The sequence below is a fragment of the Sorangium sp. So ce117 genome, assembly GCF_051524395.1.
In the GTDB taxonomy this organism is placed as follows: domain Bacteria; phylum Myxococcota_A; class Polyangia; order Polyangiales; family Polyangiaceae; genus Sorangium; species Sorangium cellulosum_B.
Genome location: NZ_CP150309.1, coordinates 1,700,703 through 1,718,870, shown reverse-complemented (window position 1 = coordinate 1,718,870; position 18,168 = coordinate 1,700,703). Strand labels below are relative to the sequence as shown.

Sequence of the window (18,168 nt, the reverse complement as noted above, 5' to 3'; positions counted from 1 at the left end):
CAAGGGGGAGGATCGGCCCTGCTCGCTCGTCGGCTGCCGGACCACGTGCAGCACTATAGTGCGCTCGGCGCCGGCGGTGAACCGGAGCGCCAAACGGGCAGAAACACGAGCGAATACGCGAATTTAGCAGGCAGCGCACCGAGCGACCCCCTCCTCGGCCGCGCGGCACACGGTCAGCAGCGGTCCCTTTCTTGCGAGGGCCCCTCCAGCGCGAACGAAGCAGTGCTCCCGTGCCCCGAAGGAGGCGGCCATGCCCAGCAACACCGAGATGAGACACCTGCACCGCTGCGTCGAGCTCGCGGCGCTGGCGCGCTGGGCGGCCGCGAACCTCGCTCCCGACGTCCATCTCGCGCGCTGACGCGCGTGGCCGTGCTGGCGGGAGGACGCCCATGGAAGGGAACTTTGGTTTTTCCAAGCCCCTCTGGGAGATCGCGCTGCGCACGACGCTCGTCTATCTCGCCCTGGTCATCCTGATCCGCGTCATCCCCAAGCGACGCACCGGGCATCTCTCACCGAACGACATGCTCGCCCTCATTCTCATCGGTGGTATGGCCGCCGACGGCATCATGGGCGGCTCGAGCTCGCCCGCGGACGCCTTGCTCATGATCGCGCTCATCGTCGCCTGGGGCTACGTGCTCGATATCCTGGAGTTCCGCGTCCCCTTCTTCCGGCGTTGCCTGCGCGACACGCAGACGACCCTCGTCCGAGACGGCCGCCCGCAGTGGGAGAACATGCGCCGGGAGATGGTCACCGAGGAGGAGCTGCAGGCGGCCCTTCGCAGGCAAGGGATCACGGACATCACCACGGTGCGCTCTGCCTGCCTCGAGGCGGACGGGGAGATCAGCGTGGTCAAGGAGCAGGATGCGCAGGGCGGCGAGCAGTGAGCCGGGTCATCGACGCATGTCCTCGAAGCGTTCGGCCCGTTGTGTCTAGCCGCGTCGCGGTCGGGATCCATGAGCATGGGCTCGTTCGCCAGGTCCTTGACTTTGATCATGGATTCGGGCGCCAGAGGGTGCCGCTTCGGCACGATGATCCCCAAGCGATGCCGGGCAAGCACGGCTCCGCGCCGATCTCCTCCTCGGTCACGCCCGAGCGCCGCGCCGTCCTCCTCCTGGCCGACGCGTACGATGTCCCGATGCGCGAGATCGCGCGCCCCCTGTCGCTCAACGAGCACACCGCCGCGAGCCGGCTGCGCCTCGCGCGCCGGGATGAAGCGCCTGCTCGACTTGCTCCCCCTCGCGCCCGATCTTCAAGACGCCGTCCGTGCGCTCGGAGCCACCGACGGCGCAGAGCCCGATGGCCGAGCGGCCCCTCCGGTCGGTGGCCAGCGCGGGGACGTGGGCCCCGCAGCGGGCGGTGTGCGCGTCCGCGATCCGGCGTCGGTAGGTTCCGAGCCACACCTGTTCTTCTCGACTCTGGTCGGGTCTTGTTGGCAGAGTTCGGCCCGGGTAGCGTGCTCCCGTGCACAGGGGATTCCACGCGACCGGAGCGGAGCCGATGACGAGATCGCCGCGCCCCTCCTCGCGCGATGAGTGTGCGCGCCTCATCGGGGCGGGCAAGAAGGTGGTGCTTTCGTGACGGCCCGCATCGACCTGGTAGAGCTTGCGAGACGGGAGAGCGAGCAGACGGAATGGAAAGAGAACGTCGCTGATGTCAATGACGTCGTCGAGACGCTCTCTGCCTTCGCGAACGACCTCCAGAATCTGGGCGGTGGCTACGTGGTATGCGGTGCGAAGGAGGAGAAGGACGAGAGCGGATTTCCCAAGCTCGTTCGCGCGGGGCTCACCGCGGCACGCTTGAAGGAGGTCGAGAACATGGTCCTGACTCGGTGCAGGGATCGCGTTTCTCCGCCTCTGGCGCCGCTGGTCGAGGAGCTCGAGTCGGATGATCCGCAGCGGCGGATCCTGGTCTTCCTCCAACCTGCCACGGGCTCCGCGCACACGTTTCGCCGAAACAACGAGGGGGCGAAGCACTTCGTGCGGGTGAGCCGCTCCACCATCGAGGCGCGGAACGGGCTCCTCAAGGACCTGCTCGTTCGCAAGGGGGCACTGGAGCCCTGGGATCGGAGGCCGTGCAACGCCGCGACCGTGAACGACATCGACCTGCTCACGCTGAGGGACGCGCTGCAGCGCATGGGGGTCTTCACGCTCGACCGTGGTGTCGAGCCCTACCTGGTCGCCGGGGTCCAGCTGTCGCCGTTCGTGCCGTCGCTGTGCGTGGCCGAGCCGCTCTCCGGCGTGCTGCGTCCGAGGAACTTCGCCGTGTTGCTCTTCGGACGAGAACCCCAGCGCTTCATCCCCGGCGCGTTCTCGATCTTCTCCGCGTACCCGGGGCTCGATCGCACCGATCCCATCGCTCGTCGCTTCGAGCTCCCCGGCACGCTGCTCGATCAGGCGCGCCGCCTTCAGGAGCTCCTCGACGCCGAAGCCGTGACGCTGTTCGACAAGACCGATCTCCGAGCGCCGAATGCAGAGAAATATCCGCGGCGAGCTCTCCAGGAGGCGATGGTCAACGCGCTCGCTCATCGAGACTATGAGCTCGTCGATCCTGGCCGCTTCACCTCGTACCGTGATCGCATCGAGTTCGTCTCACCGGGGCCGCTTCCCGTCGGTGTGACGCTGGAGAACCTCCGTACGGGTTCCGTCACGCCCCGCTGGCGAAACCAGGCGCTCGCCTGGTTCCTCTCTCGCCTCCAGCTCGCCCAGGCGGAAGGACAAGGTATCCAGACCATCCGCAGCACGATGGCGGCGACGGGCTGTCCCCCGCCCATCTTCGATGCCACGGAGGTCTCCGTGACTTGCGTCCTGCGAGCCCATCCCCGCTTCGAGTCGGCGAAGCTAGGGAAGACCAGGTCGAGAGGCGGAGCCACGAAGCCCGCCGCTTCGAAGAAGACCAAGCCGAAGGCAAAGAAGGTCGCATCGAAGTCGAGACCAGCGGCGAAGCCCAGGGAGACCGGCACGAAGGCGATCCAGAAGAGCAGCAAGAAGAGGGTGCGTCGCGGATAAGCGCTGTCGCGGTAGAATGCGCCAGTGAGCAACGTGCCCAGCATCGCCGACGAGGTCGAGCGGTACATCCGCACCGGCGAGACCGACCCACACCACGCGGCGTGGCCCGGCGAGTTCATGGAGCGTGCGCACCGCGCCCATGAGGAGCTCCGAGGCGTGCTCGTTCGCGAGGTGCGGCGACGAGCCGAAGGACTCGCGCACGAATCCCTGCCGCACGACGACGTCGTCGCCATCACGCGCTGCTAGGTCGAGCCGATGGTGCGGGGGCTGTTCCCGCGGGTCGAGCAGGACGCGGTGCTCGCGAGCCGTCCGCGGTCGGCTATCCAGCTGCTACGGGCGTCGTGGGCCGCTGAGGACGCTGCCCGGCGTCGGTGATCGAAACGGGCCCCGGTATCCATGCATGTCGGCCCGTCGGCCAAGCACGCCTTCTACGTCATCGTCCCCCCACCGCCGTCACATTTACGGGGAACCAGCGCACGCACGCGCTATCGTGACATCACGACACTCTGGGCGCGGGGCGCCGACATCGAACTCCCGGAAGATCGGAGGGTCGGGCAGGTTCGCCACGCGGCGAACGGCAGCTGGAGGCCTCCGGCTGCTGGAGGACCTGCTCCCCTCCCATCGGGCGTTCCACCCGGTCGAAGGGGGTCGTCGCTCGTCCGAGCTGGGATCGCACCGGGTCGAAGGGGGTCCGCATCGGGCCGGGGGGGCCTCGGCCCGGCCCGATTCTGTGACGGCCGCGGGAAACGCCCCGTAATTCTGAGCATGAGCTCTTCTCGTCCTCCGGCCGACCCGGTCCAGCACGGCGCCTGGACGTCCATGCACACAACCGCCGTTCATGTCCTCCCTGGCATGCTCCGGTTCCTCGGCGTCGCCGAGGACGACCTCGACGACCTGTGCCAGGACGTCCTGCTGGGCGCCTACCGCAGCTTCCCCCGGTACGACCCGATGCGCTCCAGCAGCGCGCGCGCCCCGGCCCCGCTGGACTCGCCAGACCCCCTGGGCTTCGCCGCAGCGCGCGCGCAAGCCGCCGTCACCGCAGACAGCGCACCGGGTGACACGCCTCCTCGCCCGCGCAGCACGCCCGCGGGCATGCCCGAGCCATCTCGACCGGAGCGCCTCGGCGAGCACTGGAGGGCCGAGGCGTCGTGGCTCTTCGGGATCGCCTGGCGGCAGGTCCGCCATCACCTGGAACGCGCCTACCGGCGCCGCGAGGTGCCGGTAGGGCTCGCGGACGCCGCCTGCTTCTAGGAGGCAGACATCGCAGCGAGCAGCGAGCATCACATCGCCGCGAAGCAGCGGCTCGCGCTCGCGATCCGCCTCCTATCGGAGGTCGCGCCGGAGCGCCGGGCCGTCCTCCTCCTGGCCGACGCGTACGATGTCCCGGTGCGCGAGATCGCGCGCGCCCTCTCGCTCAACGAGCACACCGCCGCGAGCCGGCTGCGCCTCGCGCGCCGGGACTACCGCGCCGCCGAGAAGCGGCTGCGCCCCGAAGAGAGACGGGCGCTCCGGTCCAGCGTCCTCGTGCTCCCGCTGTTCTCGGCGACCTCCTTGCGTTCGCTCCGCGAGACGATCCTGCCCGCGAGCGACCCGGCCGCGCCGAGCTTCCGAGCGCGCGTCGATGGGACACGGTGGCGAACACGCCTCGCGGGCCTCGTGCGCGCGACCCCCCGGGCCCTTCGCCCGGCGCTCGGGTGGGGTGCGGCAGGCGTCGCCGGCGGCGTGCTCCTGGCCACGGCGCTCGCTCCGGCACCGATGACCTGGGCTCGCCACCTCGGCCGCGCGTTCGCGCGTCAGCGCGCCGCGGTCAAGGCTCAGTGAGTTTGATCTCTGGGAACCCGAGCCACTCCGCATCGAGCCACGAGAGCCGGCCCACATCCTCATATTTGACGAGCATCGACGGGATCAAATGGAGCGCGCTCTGCAGCGCCTGGAAAGCATCGATGCCGACTCCGTGGGTTTTATGAGCGTCCCCCGCTCCAGCGACTTCCACGTCAGCTTCCCAGCACATAGCGTGTGGCCTGTACTCGGGTGACCACAGTCGCACTCGGAGGCTTTCGTTCGTCCCGTTCGGAAGTGTCAGATCGAGGGTACGTTCCGCAATCACGTCCGGCATGCCCCACCAGCTAGCGCCCTCTTTGGCGATGTCAAGCGCCCTAGCTCAACAGGAGCTCAGGCACCTCCTCTGCCCGTTCTGTCGCGCCTGTTCGCAGATGCTCTTCAGGAGCAGGGGCGCGCGCTCTTCACAGTAGATCTCCCATCGCGTCGAAAGTGCGAGGCATGCAGTCGGACAACTGGAACGGCACTTCGCGTGGCCCACGGCTCGCCCTTCGCTGCTCTCCGCAAGACAGAGACGTGTCTCATACCGTGTCAAAAATATATCCATCGCCGATCCACACATGAGCCTCCAGATGTCAGCCCCCTCGTCCACCGCGTCTTCGCACCTTCCTCGTGCTGCGAGCGACTCGCCAGCCTCCAGAGTTTCATTATCCAACACGTCTTCCGTGTCAGGCATCTGGTCGACCGCACAGGAAGGCATGAAAAAGCAAATGAGAACTGTTGCGATGGTGATGGTGATTGTTCGCATGCCGCGCCTATTGCGATCGGTGTGCCGGGCTCATGTGTGCTTCCCTGAGGCGTGCCGCATCTCTTCCGAACTAGAAACCAAAGGCTTTAGGATATGAACAGGTCACGTCGGGAACCGTCCTCTTGGTTCCATCCGCGGCTCCCACCGTCCTCTTCCCACGGCGACCGCCCTTCCTCTTTCTACTCCTCTGCGTAGGCAATGACATCCGATGTCCGGGAGGGAACCCGTCCGACGCGTAGGCCGAGCCGGAGCAGCTCGGCGACCGAGGCGTCGAGAGGTGCATGGGCGAGCTCGGGTCCGTCGCCAGCGTCGAGGCGTGCGCCGGGTCCGTCGCCGGCGGGTGGTACATGGCGGCGCGGCTCGGTCGCCCGGGAGCGGCCGTGGGCGTCGAGGTGGACACCGGCGAGTTCGGGGCGGCGTGCGTCGGCCAGCTCGGCGCGTCCGCCGCCCACGTGGTCGACCTCGGCCACGTCGCCCCGAGGGCGAGGGCGGAGCGGCCGGTGTCGGCGGCACGGGCGCGCCACGGGGCGCTCCTCGGCCAGGGGATCATCTCCTCCAGGTAGACGCGCCGCGCGAGCTCGGGTCCGTCGCCGGCGAGTTCCTCGAGCGCGGGCTCGGCGCCACGGCCTGATCGACCACGGAGCGACCGCCGGCGTTGAGTGAGGAACCTGCGAGCTCGGGTCGGTCCGTGCGGGTCGATGCCCACGTCGAACTGGTGACTGGACGCCGGTGCTCAGCGTCGGCGAGCTCAGGACCCTCGCTGTCCACCTGATCGAGCTGGGCGACGTTGTGGCGCGGGACGCTCGCGAGCTCGCGATCGCGCTAGCGTACATGGTGCCCGAGCAGATAGCGGAGCCGCGGCGGCGAGGAGCCCCACGGCGGGGTCCGCACCTTCCGGCGGACCGGAGGGGGCGGTTTATGAGAGGATGGGCTGCCTGATGAAAGGAGCGTGGTCTCCCAGGTGCGGCGCAGTGGCCGTCTCCTTTAGCTAGCTCGGATCCCAGGATTGGGCGTGGGTCAGCGTAGCCCTGCTCGTGCTCGTCGGCATGGGCGCCGCGCTCGTCCTCCGCTTCCGGCGTCGTCTGTGAAGGCTGCGAACGGCGATGGTGGATGGGAGCGGGCGCGCCGCGGGGCGCAGTTTCCGCGCGGACGGCGAGCCGGCCGGGATGACGATGGCCGAGCGCCGGCCGATGTCTAGTTGTTCGGGGGCGTGGGGGTACCAGGCACGGGCGCCGCCGCCGGTTTGCCGTTGGCCTGTCCGGCCTCGGCGGCCTTGCGGGACTTCTCGCGCCGCGCCGCCGCGCGCCGGCGCCGCTCGTAAGCGCTCGTCACTTCGCGAGCGATCTCGGGGTGGCGCCGGAAGACGTGGGCCGCGGTCTTCCGGATGGCGCCGACGCGCCCGACCATGAGGTGCAGGAGCTGGTTGCGGATCGTGGTCGCGGCGGCCGAGGCGCCGGCCTCGGGGGCCGCTTCCAGCGCCCGCCGTTGCAGATCCTCCGCGAGCTTCCTGGCCTCGGCGATGAGGCGCACCTCGAACGCCTCGTCCGCCTCGACCAGGCGGTCCTTGAGCGACTCCGCGAGCCCCGCGTAATCGCGGAGCGCCTGGGAGAGGGCGCTCGAGCGCTGGCCGTCCTGCGCGTGGAACTCCTTGATGCGCGCGAGCTGCGCGTCGGCGGGCTCGTCGACGTCGTCGTCGAGCAGGAACTCGAGCGCCGACTCGAGCTCATCGACGACGAACCGGGCGCGCTCGCCGAGATCGGCGACGGCCGGATCGGCGATGAGGAGCAGCAGCGTCTGCGCCTCCTGCATCGCGTGCACGATGGAGAGCAGCTCCTCGCCGCTCGAGGCGGGCAGGCGGCTCTTGACGCGCTTGAGGCCCGGACGATCGCCGTCGGGCTCCCAGTACTTCTTCACGAACGCCGCGGCGGCGACCGCCTCGCGCACGGCGATGTCGTACGGAATGTTCAGCGGGTTGTCGATCCGCTCCGACCCGGCGGCGACCTTGACCCAGCGATCGAAGTCCTGTCCTTGCTTTGCCATGACTGCTTGACCCCTCCTCCTGCGACCAGCGCCCCTCGGGGCACGACGCAAAGCGGCAAGGATGAGCTTGGTCGCAGGGACGTCCAGCGCGGAGCAGGGTCTGGACGGGGGTGGGGGGAGCCGGGAGGCGAGGCGACGGGGTGGGATGTCCAGACGGGTGGGCAGGGTGTCCAGATGACCCCGCCCCCTGTCCAGATGGGCGGGCGGGATGTCCAGATGACCCCACTTCCTGTCCAGATGGGCGGGCGGGCAGGAGCGGCGGGCGGCGCGCGCCGCGGAGGCGCGAACGGCTGGGGCGGCGGCGATGGACCACATGGCGTCGAGGGCCTTGCGCGTGGGAGCCCGGTTCGCAGGCGAATTCATCGAGGCCGGGCTGCGCGTCAAGGCCGAGCTCCTCGTCGTCGCCAAACGGCAGCTCGCCGAGACCGAGCGCGCCCTGAGCCAACCGCGAGGCCGCAGACGCAGAGGTGAAGAGGATGCTCGGCGCGCTACGCGACTTCGCGAATGTCTGGAGCCTGATGACGTCGGAGAACCAGAGCGATTGCTGCGCGCTGGTGGCTTCGGTCCGTGTGTAACGAGGAGACTGGTGTCGTGGAAGTCGAGTTGCTGAACTTCAGCGCCGACGTGCGCTCGAAGTCCGCCGTATGACGAGCAACGATGCCCCGACGCCGCGGGGCCACCACGTCCTCACCGGCCGGCTGTTCCGCCGCGGCAGTTCGCGGTACTCCTCACTGAGCAGCCGCCCCGAGGCCCAGCCCGTGCGGCGCCCCGCAAAAGTGGCCCGGATGCTCGCCCTCGCGCACCACCTGCAGGGCGCCATCGACCGGGGTCTTGTCGCCGACGGCGCCGCCGTGGCGTGGAAGCTGACGCTTACGCGGGCACGGCTGATTCAGCTGCTCAACTTGCTCTTTCTCGCGCCCGACATCCAGGCGTGGGCCCTCGAACTCCAAGCGGTCGACGGCGCCGAGCTGATGGCCGAGCGGCCCACCTGGGCGGTGGCGCACGCCGGGACGTGCGAGCAGCGGGCGGCGTGGAGCCACGCGCTGGCGCTAGTCGCCCGAAAAACCACGAGTTTTCTCACATGACGGTGCGCGACGATGCTTGACGTGCCGCGACGGTGAGAGATAGTTTGCACCCATCAGTGACGAGCGACGACGCACGGTGACGACGTACAACCTGGACAGCCGAGCAGCATGATGCCGATCGAGATCGCGGGCGTCGAGCACCTCACCGCGACAGACATCCAGCGGGAGGTCGGCGTCGTTCGGCAGATCCTGTGGCCGTGGCGCAGGGCCCCGAAAATTTCCCACGGGCGACGCTACAGGGACAAGGCGATCGTCTTCACGCGTGCGGAGGCGGTGGCCATCCGCGAGTACTCGAACCGCCTCCAACCTGCGGCCTCGCCCCTGCTTAGTCGACAAACCGGCGCCTCGGCGACGGCGTAGAGGGGGGACGCGTGATGCCACAGAAGAATCCGCAGCAGCGAGTGGCGCGAGTGGCGCCATGAGGAAGGCAGCGCATGGATCGCGGCGCGAGGACTGCTCGATTATCGCGCTCGACAAGTTCATCCAAGCGACGCGCGATTCCGGGTACAAGGGCACCGCCAGCGCGATCTCCGAACTCGTCGACAACTCAATCCAAGCGGGCGCAACGCGCATCGCGATCTGCGTGGCGGCCAAGGCCAGCGACGACGAGGAGAAGGCAATCGAGGTCTCCGTCCTCGACAACGGCTGCGGAATGGCCCCGGGCACGCTACGTCAAGCGCTCCGCTTCGGCGGCAGCACGCGCTTCGGCGATCGTCGAGGGCTCGGACGTTACGGGATGGGGCTCCCCAACGCGTCGCTGAGCCAGGCGCGGAGGGTCACCGTCTACACCTGGCAGGCATCCTCGCACGCGAAGAGTGGCGCGCAACGCGGGAGCGAATCATCCCCGCGCGTGTACTACTCCTACCTCGACGTCGATGAGATCGTGCGCTGCGAGATGGGGGAGGTCCCCGAGCCCCGGATCGTGAAGGCGCCGCCGGGCGCCTGCACCGGGACCTCCGGGACGTTCGTGTGCTGGTCGCAATGCGACAGGCTCGACAACCGCCGCGTCTCGACCATCGTGCGGAAGCTCGAGGCAGAGTTGGGTCGGAGGTTCCGCCACTTCATCTGGAAGGGGCTCCGCATCACGATCAACGGGGACACGCTCGAGGCGTTTGACCCGCTCTACCTCAACCCGAAGGCCGAGGTCTCTGGCGCTCAGCTCTTCGGCGAGGAAATGCGCTTCGAGGTCCGCGCCGACGCTGGTGACGCACGAAAAACTGGGTGGGTGCGGGTCCGGTTCACGGAGCTACCGGTCCATGCGTGGCACAAGCTCTCCAACGACGAGAAGCGCCGCATCGGGCTGACCAAGGGCGCCGGCGTCTCCATCGTGCGCGCCGGCCGCGAGGTGGACTACGGCTGGTTCTTCATGGGGAGCAAGCACCGCGAGAACTACGACGACTGGTGGCGGTGCGAGATCGAGTTCGATCCGATCCTCGATGAGGCGTTCGGCATTACCCACACGAAGCAACAGGCTCGACCGCAGGCGCACCTGTTGGAGGCGCTCACGCCGGACCTGGAGGCGACCGCCCGCGCGCTGAACGGCCGCGCGCGCAAGGCGCACCTCGCCGTGAAGGCGAGCGCACGATTCTCCGAGGCGGAGCGCATCGCCAACGAGCGCGACCACCTGCTCCGTCCGTTGCCTCGCGGCGCCGATCCCGCGGCGAAGGCGCTGATGCGGGAGCTAGAGGAGAGCCATCCCGCGCTGCGTGAACGAGCCGACGAGACAGATCGGTACAGCATCATCGAGCACGCGGTTAAGGACACGTCATTCTTCACGCTGGCGCACGACGCCGATCGGCTCGTCCTCGTGCTCAACCCCGACCACCCCTTCTACCGAGAGATCTACAAGCCGCTCGCCGACGGCGAGGCCGCTCGCGACCCGCAACTCCGCGCGAAGCTCGAACTGCTCCTCCTCGCGGCAGCGCGGAGCGAGGCGGCAGCGCGCGGCAAGGTGCCCGCGCTCGCGAAGCATCGGCTGGAGTGGAGTAACACCCTGGCCGCGTTCCTGAACGACAAATGACCAAAATGCCTGAGATCCCCTGGACCACGCTAGAGCCGCCGCTCCCGAGCAAGGCGTCGCGAGACGCGTTCGTGGAGCACGCGCGTGAGCTCGCGAAGATCCGTCGGGATGATCGCGCCGAAGAGGCTCTGGAGAAGCGCCGCGCCGAGTTCGTCGCGGAAATAAAGGCGGCGCGGCGCTCTGACCGCCAAGCCCTCCTCGCAGCGGGGCTCGTCCTGAGCGACCTCGCGATCCAGGGGTGGGGTCTCCGCGTGCGCGCTGAGCGCGTCGAGATCAGGCCACCCAATCCTGTGCACGGCGACAGGACGGCAGAGAAGGCGCGCATTCGCAGGCAGGAGTTGGTGAAACGTAACGCACAGCTCCAGCAACCTTCAGTGCAGCGCTTCGTCGGGTCGATGGAGCGGCAGCGGCTCCACGACGGGAAGTTCGTCTCGATCTTCTCGCTGATGCGGGATGGCCGTGAACTCGCGGAAGGGCTCAGGGAGGCGCGCACGCACCTCAACAATGGGTGGGCGGACGCGCTCTCTCAGTTAATCGATCCGTACATCGAGTTCGTCACATCGGAGAACGCGACGTGCGCGTACACCGGGCTGCGCCTCATGGACGTCTGGCGCTACTTTCGCCACACGTGGACAAACCAGTATACGAACGTCCCTGGTCGCACGATGCTGTTCCTCATCCGCGACCGCGCCGCCGACAACCACCCGGTGATGGGCATCGGCGCGCTGAGCAGCCCGATCATGCAAATCCGCGAGCGCGACTCATGGATCGGCTGGCACCCTGAGGCCTTCTTGGAGCGCGTACGGCGCGAGCCGACGTGCGCACTGGCGCGGTGGCTCGTCAACACGCTCGACGCGGCCATCGCCGAGATCTACGTCGCCGACCTGCTCGAGGATAAAATTCTCTCGGCACGAGACCTCACCGACCCATCGGACGCCTCGCTGGAGCGCCTGCTCAAGGAGGGCGCGGAGCAACGGCGGCTACACCACCGGTACGCGCGAGCGCGCGACCTCAAGAGGAAGCGCGCCGACCTGTGCGGAGACGAGTACTGGGTCGCGCGAGCGCGCACGCACCTGTTCCGCAGCAAGCGCGCGCTCGCCCTTGCGACCTACCTGCGCGCGCGGGCGGTGTTGAACGAGGCGTTCGGCGACAGGCCGACGGCGGAGAAGCTCGCCGCGTTGGCGGCGACCGGCTACGGCAGCGACGCGATCCGTCGCGTGGTCAAGAAGGCGAAGGCCGACCGCGTAGGCATCGCGGTCGCGGACATCACGGTCTGTGGCGCCGTGCAGCCCTACAACGCGCTGCTCGGCGGGAAGCTCGTCGCCATGATGGCAGTGAGCCCGGAGGTCGTCGCAGAATACCGTCGTCGCTACACGGCCGCCGAAAGTGAGATCGCGTCCTCTGTTGCGGGCCGATCCATCGTCCGTGCGCCGACGCTCGTACTGCTCGGGACGACGTCGCTCTACGGCGTGGGATCGAGTCAGTACAACCGCATCAAGATCCCCGCCGACCGCCTCGGTGGCGCCGACAATGAGGTCATCCGCTACGAGGAGTTGGGGCGCTCGGAGGCGTTTGGTACGTCGCAGTACTCCGAGCAGACGGTCGACGCGCTCGTCGATCTCGTGCAGCAGTCCTACGAGCAGCGCGTGAACAGCATCTTCGGCGAGGGGGTGAGCCCGAAGCTCCGCAAGGTGAGACAGGCGCTCGACATGCTTAACCTGCCCTCCGGTATGCTCCTGCGTCACCACCGCCCACGCGTCGTCTACGCGGTGAACTTGATCAGGAATCTACGCGACTACCTCATCGGGCTCGCCCCGAAGCCGGAGCCCATCATCCCCCTTGACGAGGGTCGCGCCGCCACGGGAGAGATCGGTGCGTGGTGGCGAGAACGGTGGCTCCGGAACCGGATCACGTCCGACGAAGTGCTCGAGGAAGTCTCGCGACACACTAGGGTGCACCCGATCACCCACGGCGCCCGCGTGACGCAGCAGCGTGCCTCGTCGAGCCAGCTGCCGCTGTTCGCTGATCCGTCGTGAAGGCGAACAGGCTCGGGCGGCCGCGCGCAAGCCAAATCGCGGCGACGAAGGCGGTCGTTCGGTGGTACTTGGAGCACCACTTCCGGCGCCCTTCGGACCCAGGCGTCCTCGAGATGTTCTGCGACCCGTCGCGCGTGGGCGCGTTCGCTGTCGATCGGCGAGCCCTGCGCGCGGGGGACGGCCGCGCCCTCTTTCGACTTCTCGTCGCGACGGCGATGTTCCAGCGCCGGCAGGACGTGCAGATCCTCCGCATTCTGCGGGGCATGGGTGCGTCCGACGCGGACGAGATCTCTGACGCAGAGCAGCTCTTGGCGCTGGTCGACGAGGGCGGCTGCGCGCACATGCGGACGACGCTCGCCCTCGCCGAGGAGTGCGACCTCGATAAGGATCCTCGGACTCGTCTGGGGTGTTGCAACGCGAACCCGAAGGTCGCGTGTCACCTCAAGCGGCACACCGTCCTGCTTAAGCGCTACGGGCACTTCGGTAAGGTCCCTACGTCGATCGCATTGATGGTCAGGGAGGCGGGCGTCGAGGACCTCTCGGCGCTGCGTCGGTTGGTTATGAGGCGAGCGCCAGATCCGCTGACACGCGCGCAGGAGCTTGAGCGTGAGCTCTCGCGCGCGTGGCGTGTGAACCAGAAGATCGCGAGCATGTTCCTCTCGATGGTCACGAACCCAGACCTCTCGCGAGGCCTCGCGCCGTGGTCCCGTGGGATCGACTGGACCTACTACGTCGTCATCGACAGCAACGTCGATCTATTCCTTGCGTCCATCGGCTACAAAGGTAACGGCACCTACGACGCCAGGCGCGACTTCCTGCGCGAACTCGCGCGAGTCGTCGACCTGACCGAGTTCGACAGTGCGCTGCAGCGCTACAACCCGCGCCTCGTTCAGCAGGCGATGTACCTGTTCATGAGTACCGCCAACCGCCGCGCGGCCATCGCCGACTGCGTGCACCTGGCTCCGACAGCGTGCGCGACCTGCCCACGCGCGCTGCGGAGTCGGTGTCCCGCCGCACCCCTCGCACCACGTTAGCCCCGGAGGTCGCGTGCTCGTCGGGGGACCTGGCCCGCAGCCGGTCGGCCGCCCCCACTTTACCGCAGTGCCAGGTTCGCTTACTATGCCGTGGGCTACCTTGGCTTGGTAGCGCTGGTACCGCGCGGCGGCCGCTGACGATGACGAACGAGGTCCGCAATATCCGGGAGGTCGCATCGCTGCTGCGGGTGGCAGCGATGACCGCCTATCCCATGGCGCAACGCGGGGAGTCGCCGGCCCTCAAGGTCCGTCGGCAGTGGCACGTTCGTCGCGTCGACCTCGACGCGTGGATCTACGCGCAGCGCGCGCCCGCGCGTCCGCGGAAGTGAGCGGGTGAGGATGGATCTTAGGGGGTGGAACCTACGACTAGCGACTCACTTCGGCGAGCTGGCTCGCGCGCGGAAGGACATCCCGATCTTCGCGCTTGAGCACGGCCTCACGCCCGACGATGTCCAGGAGCTGTCAGCAGCGATCCGCACCCACATCCGTCTCTGGACGCCCTCGCGAGACCACGCCCTCGCGTGGATCGCATACGCCGCGGAGCTCGGGTACCGCTACGCGGGGGATGAGTACTGGCAGACCTTCGAGGCGGAGACGCCGGGTTGGACCGAGCGCGGTGACCGAGGCTGGATCAGAGACGTCTTCGTTGCGTTCCGGGAGAAGTTCGGCGGTGCGGAGCCGTCCGGCGCGTGGGCGAAGCAGTTCTCGATTATCTGTTGGCCCATCACGCACGCGATCCTGCCGCGCGATCTGCAGCAGCAGCTCGCGAGGATCCTCTACGAGCTCCGGCACTCCTTCTCCGCTGAGCTGTTCGACGCCCCGCTGCTGCTCGGACAATTCATCGCGTCGCGGAGCTGGAACACCTCCGCGCGCTTTCAGAACCTCATCCAGGAGCCGGCGCTCGTCGGGCAGATCGCGGCCGCGCTCCTCCTCCAGGGTAAGGAGGGCTTTAGGACGCTGCTTCACCCAACGACGCTCAGGCGCATCGGCGACGACGTCGACCGCGAGCGGAGGGGGCGCGAGTGGCTGCGCGACGCTCGACGCGCTGCAGAGGAGCGGGCACGGATCCGAGGGCTCACGCTCGGCAAGCCCGCCACGACGCCCGTCCAACGACGGGACGAGGCTCGCGCGGAGGTCGCGCGCCTCGGGGTCGAGCCGCGCCTCGTCCTCCGGCCGATGGAGGGGGCGCTGTGGGAAGTGCTGCTGGAGCTCCCCGACCTGTCGCACCTACTCCTACGATTCCCCCACGTTCGAGAGGTCCTTACGGACTCCCGCTGCACCGTCGCAGGCGCGGCGGGGCGCCCGTTGGCTCGCGGCCGGTGCTTGCACGGACCGCAGCGCATCGCCCTCGCCCGGTGGCCTCGCTCGGACGAGGTCCTGCTGAAATTTGAGCGCATCGAGCCGCAGCTCGAATACCTCCTCCGCACGGAGTGCCTCCTGCGCCCCGGTTCCTCCTGGCTTTTCAAGGTCGCGAGCGACGGCCTCGCATACGAATCCCGGGGCATGCGCGTCAGGGCAGGCTCGCGCTACCTCCTCCTCAGCACCACGCCGCTCACGCGCACAGCGCTCGCGGGGTCGGTCGATTTGACGTGCAAGGGAGTCTTCGGCGTGCTGCTGGATGTGCCGAGCGCGCTCACGCCGGAGTGGGAGCAGGCGCTCCGAGAGCTCCAGGTCACGCAGGCGAAATCCATCGAGGTATGGCCCGCGGGGCTCGCGGCGGTGGCGTGGGACGGCGAGGGCCACGGCGAGTGGCTCGCGTCCGAGCGACCGACCCTCGCGGTCCGCTCGGATCACCCGATCGACGAGTTGGTCGTGTCGATGGGGGATGGCGGCGCGTCGTTGTCCCTGTCGCTGACGGACACGCCCATCGGCGAACCAGTCTTCATAGAGCTGCCGCCGCTCGGCATCGGTCTCCACAAGTTCAGCGTGGCGGCGCGCGGAGGGCGCGGCGCCGACGCTGAGGTGATCGGGGATCTCGACGTCGTGATGCGCGTCCGAGAAGCACGCCCGTGGTCGCCGGGGATAACACCGCATGGACCGTTGATGGTGGAGGTGGACCCCGCCGCCCCGACGCTCGAGCAACTCTGGGAGGGGAAGATTGACCTCTCGGTGCGCGGCCCCGCTGAGCGGCCGCTCCGGTGCCGGGTCCTCATGTTCACGCACGCTGGCGGGGCGCCTTCATTTGAGCGCCAACTCCCTGCGGTCACGTTGCCCCTCGCCGGAGGAGAGTGGCGGCGCCACTTCGAGAGCAACGTGAAGGCGAACGAGGCCGCGCAGCGCGCGTACGACGACGCGCGCGTCTGCGAGGTCGAGTTCTCCGCAGACGAGCTCGGCGCCTTCACGCTCCGGTGCGAGCGCGAATTCACGCCGCTACGTTGGTCGCTCCGCAGGGCCCCATCTGGTTTCGTCGCGCGGCTCCACGACGACGCCGGCAGCGGCGCCCCGCTGATCGAGCGGTACTCCTTCGACCAGCCGACCGTGGCAGAGCGGCTCCAGGGTGTCGCGGAGCACGCTGCGCCTCGCGCCGGCGGGCTCTACGTCGCGACCCTCCGGGACTTCAAGGCGTCGATCATCGTGCCCTCTATCGTCAGGGGCCTCGCGGAGCTGAAGCGTGAGCCACGGATCGACGTGCGAGACCGCACGCCGGAGTCCGTCTCGCAACTCCTGTCGTTGGCCCGACGCTGGGGGACCGCGCGGCTCTCCGGAGATCTCATCGCAGGAGCGCGCCAGCGGCTCGTCATTCGCGCCATTACTGCCCACATCTTGTCGTTGCTCGGTGGCCAAGCCTGGAGGAGCGCCGAGACCAACGTCGGCGCGCCCAACGGGCTCGCTGACCTCAAGCGGAGCATCTCTCAGGACCGGTCCGAGGCGGGCATCGGCGCGAAGCTCCAGCTGGAGTACGAGGCGCTCGCGGATACGTCACCCGCGAAGCGCGTCGCGAGCCTCGCATCGCTGGCGGAGAGCTTCCGGCTCGTGCCGCCGAGCCAGAGCCGACGAGAGATCATCAGCCGACCAAGGTCTCCTGGGTCCACCGTAGTGCGGCGGGTTCAAGGCGTGGGCCCCGATTGTTCGACGTGGCTCGCTGAGTTCGCGCTCCGCATGGCGAGCGATCCCGTCACCCTCGAGGCTTGGGCTGGGGAACACATCGACGCGAGCATCAACAAGCTCTTGGAGGTACCCACGCTTGCGCGCGCTGCGCGCTTCCTCGTCCTCGCCGTGGACCAGCAAAAGAAGCACGCGACGGCTGGCGAGATCTACGCGGGATGGGGGTGGTCATGAAGCGCCTAACTGCGGCGGAGGTTCACGCGCACAAGATTGCCGAGCTCGGGCTCGACCCGGAGGCGCTGGACCTGACGACCGCGGAGGGGCTGGCGGGCGCCCTCAGGCGCGCGGCGAGCTTCCTGTGCCCGTGCTCTGCCGCGTCGCTCGTGCGCGCGGTAGTGCGCCCCCTGCGCGGACTGGTGCCTGACCTGGACAGGGCGCAGGAGTTGGTGGAGGCGACGCTCGAGGCGATGATCGCGCACGGCGACGTGCTCGAGCAGCCCGACGTGGAGGGGGAGACGTCTTCGTCCCGTGTGCTCCTCTACGCTGCCCCGGCGAGTTTCGTGGCTCGGCAGAGCGGGCTCGTAATCCTCCTCGGCGTCGCGTCGGACCACCTCTCACCGCTGCCCGCGGAGATGGAGCGTCGCATCCAGTACGTCGGGCATGTCCGTCGGATGATCCCCTCGGCGGGGGAGGATCTGCGCACCGAGCTGCGACAACTCGGGCTGCTCGAGCTCACCTTCAACGACTGGCTAAAGGGCCCCGCGCGGGAGAGCGCCTCTCAACATGTGGCGGCGCGGGATCGCTCGCTCGACAGCGTCGCCCCGTCGAGAGACATCCCGGGGTTACTGCTGCTCGATTCAACGCGGCCGGTGCACTACTACCGAGGGCGCTGGGTAGAGCCGAAGGCGCAGACTGGCCGCTACGTCGCCCGGCGACGCCAGGCGTACGGCGCCGATCTCTGGTGCTACGTCCAAGTGCGTGACGGCCAGCCGGAGCGGATGATCGACCTCCCGCTGCGCGGGAGCCGGTGGCGAGGATGTGACGAGGCGTGGCACCTCCAGATGGCTCTCGATGCCCAGCGATGCTCACCCCAACGCTTCCGCATCACGCAGAGCGTCGGGGCCTCCGTTGTGCTCGAGTTCTTTTCGCCCGTACCCGCGTGGGCGCGGCGACGGTGGGACGCGATCGGTGAACCCGTGCCGAGCACGAGCAACCTCTTCGCGTACCGGATTCCGAAGACGGAGATCGACGAGGAGCGGCGGTTCGCGCGCGACACGCTTTGGGTTGAAGAGTTCGGCGCGAATCCCCAGTAAAAC

At 68.5% G+C, this 18,168-nt stretch carries 16 protein-coding genes; 14 read left to right on the top strand and 2 right to left on the bottom strand.

Going from position 1 to position 18,168, the window contains the following annotated elements; genetic code table 11:
* The first annotated feature begins 389 nt into the window (after nucleotides 1–389).
* The 5 genes from WMF46_RS06385 (at nucleotide 390) to WMF46_RS06365 (ending at nucleotide 4,826) form a co-directional block, all read left to right on the top strand.
* Nucleotides 390–884 (top strand): DUF421 domain-containing protein, encoded by a 495-nt coding sequence (locus tag WMF46_RS06385; RefSeq protein ID WP_437984781.1) that lies wholly within the window; start codon nucleotides 390–392, stop codon nucleotides 882–884.
* A 690-nt stretch (nucleotides 885–1,574) separates the two neighbouring features.
* Nucleotides 1,575–3,005, top strand: coding sequence for an ATP-binding protein (locus WMF46_RS06380; RefSeq protein ID WP_437984780.1), 1,431 nt, complete (start codon nucleotides 1,575–1,577; stop codon nucleotides 3,003–3,005).
* A gap of 24 nt (nucleotides 3,006–3,029) precedes the next feature.
* On the top strand, nucleotides 3,030–3,251 hold the full coding sequence (locus WMF46_RS06375) for a hypothetical protein (RefSeq protein WP_437984779.1): 222 nt from the start codon (nucleotides 3,030–3,032) through the stop codon (nucleotides 3,249–3,251).
* A 519-nt stretch (nucleotides 3,252–3,770) separates the two neighbouring features.
* Entirely contained in the window at nucleotides 3,771–4,256 is a 486-nt protein-coding gene (locus WMF46_RS06370; RefSeq protein ID WP_437984778.1) for a sigma factor, read from the top strand.
* Between the two features lie 9 nt (nucleotides 4,257–4,265).
* Nucleotides 4,266–4,826, top strand: a complete 561-nt coding sequence (locus WMF46_RS06365) for a sigma factor-like helix-turn-helix DNA-binding protein (RefSeq protein WP_437987864.1) — start codon at nucleotides 4,266–4,268, stop codon at nucleotides 4,824–4,826.
* On the opposite strand, the gene WMF46_RS06360 is transcribed toward WMF46_RS06365, so the two are convergent.
* Entirely contained in the window at nucleotides 4,813–5,121 is a 309-nt protein-coding gene (locus tag WMF46_RS06360; RefSeq protein ID WP_437984777.1) for a DUF6968 family protein, read from the bottom strand. The two genes, WMF46_RS06365 and WMF46_RS06360, sit on opposite strands and share 14 nt — an antisense overlap.
* A 752-nt stretch (nucleotides 5,122–5,873) precedes the next feature.
* Here WMF46_RS06360 and WMF46_RS06355 point away from each other — a divergent pair.
* Complete coding sequence (locus WMF46_RS06355; RefSeq protein WP_437984776.1) at nucleotides 5,874–6,155, top strand: hypothetical protein; 282 nt, start codon at nucleotides 5,874–5,876, stop codon at nucleotides 6,153–6,155.
* Between the two features lie 631 nt (nucleotides 6,156–6,786).
* On the opposite strand, the gene WMF46_RS06350 is transcribed toward WMF46_RS06355, so the two are convergent.
* Nucleotides 6,787–7,632, bottom strand: a complete 846-nt coding sequence (locus tag WMF46_RS06350; RefSeq protein ID WP_437984775.1) for a hypothetical protein — start codon at nucleotides 7,630–7,632, stop codon at nucleotides 6,787–6,789.
* A gap of 644 nt (nucleotides 7,633–8,276) precedes the next feature.
* Here WMF46_RS06350 and WMF46_RS06345 point away from each other — a divergent pair.
* The 8 genes from WMF46_RS06345 to WMF46_RS06310 all read left to right on the top strand — a co-directional run bounded on the left by WMF46_RS06345 (nucleotide 8,277) and on the right by WMF46_RS06310 (nucleotide 18,165).
* Entirely contained in the window at nucleotides 8,277–8,717 is a 441-nt protein-coding gene (locus tag WMF46_RS06345; RefSeq protein WP_437984774.1) for a hypothetical protein, read from the top strand.
* A gap of 108 nt (nucleotides 8,718–8,825) precedes the next feature.
* Nucleotides 8,826–9,077: a hypothetical protein gene (locus WMF46_RS06340; protein WP_437984773.1), complete on the top strand. Its 252-nt coding sequence runs from the start codon at nucleotides 8,826–8,828 to the stop codon at nucleotides 9,075–9,077.
* Nucleotides 9,078–9,135: 58 nt separating this feature from the next.
* A complete protein-coding gene (locus tag WMF46_RS06335) occupies nucleotides 9,136–10,737 on the top strand; it encodes an ATP-binding protein (RefSeq protein WP_437984772.1) in 1,602 nt (533 codons plus the stop codon).
* Nucleotides 10,738–10,742: 5 nt separating this feature from the next.
* The gene (locus tag WMF46_RS06330; protein ID WP_437984771.1) at nucleotides 10,743–12,773 is read left to right on the top strand and encodes a Druantia anti-phage system protein DruA; all 2,031 of its coding nucleotides are present in this window, start codon (nucleotides 10,743–10,745) and stop codon (nucleotides 12,771–12,773) included.
* Complete coding sequence (locus WMF46_RS06325; RefSeq protein ID WP_437984770.1) at nucleotides 12,770–13,807, top strand: hypothetical protein; 1,038 nt, start codon at nucleotides 12,770–12,772, stop codon at nucleotides 13,805–13,807. Before WMF46_RS06330 ends, WMF46_RS06325 begins: the two co-directional genes overlap by 4 nt.
* Nucleotides 13,808–13,947: 140 nt before the next feature.
* Nucleotides 13,948–14,136 (top strand): helix-turn-helix domain-containing protein, encoded by a 189-nt coding sequence (locus tag WMF46_RS06320; protein ID WP_437984769.1) that lies wholly within the window; start codon nucleotides 13,948–13,950, stop codon nucleotides 14,134–14,136.
* A 10-nt stretch (nucleotides 14,137–14,146) separates the two neighbouring features.
* Nucleotides 14,147–17,086, top strand: coding sequence for a hypothetical protein (locus WMF46_RS06315; protein WP_437984768.1), 2,940 nt, complete (start codon nucleotides 14,147–14,149; stop codon nucleotides 17,084–17,086).
* Nucleotides 17,083–18,165 (top strand): hypothetical protein, encoded by a 1,083-nt coding sequence (locus WMF46_RS06310; protein ID WP_437984767.1) that lies wholly within the window; start codon nucleotides 17,083–17,085, stop codon nucleotides 18,163–18,165. The genes WMF46_RS06315 and WMF46_RS06310 overlap by 4 nt, the downstream gene beginning before the upstream one ends.
* Nucleotides 18,166–18,168: the final 3 nt, after the last annotated feature.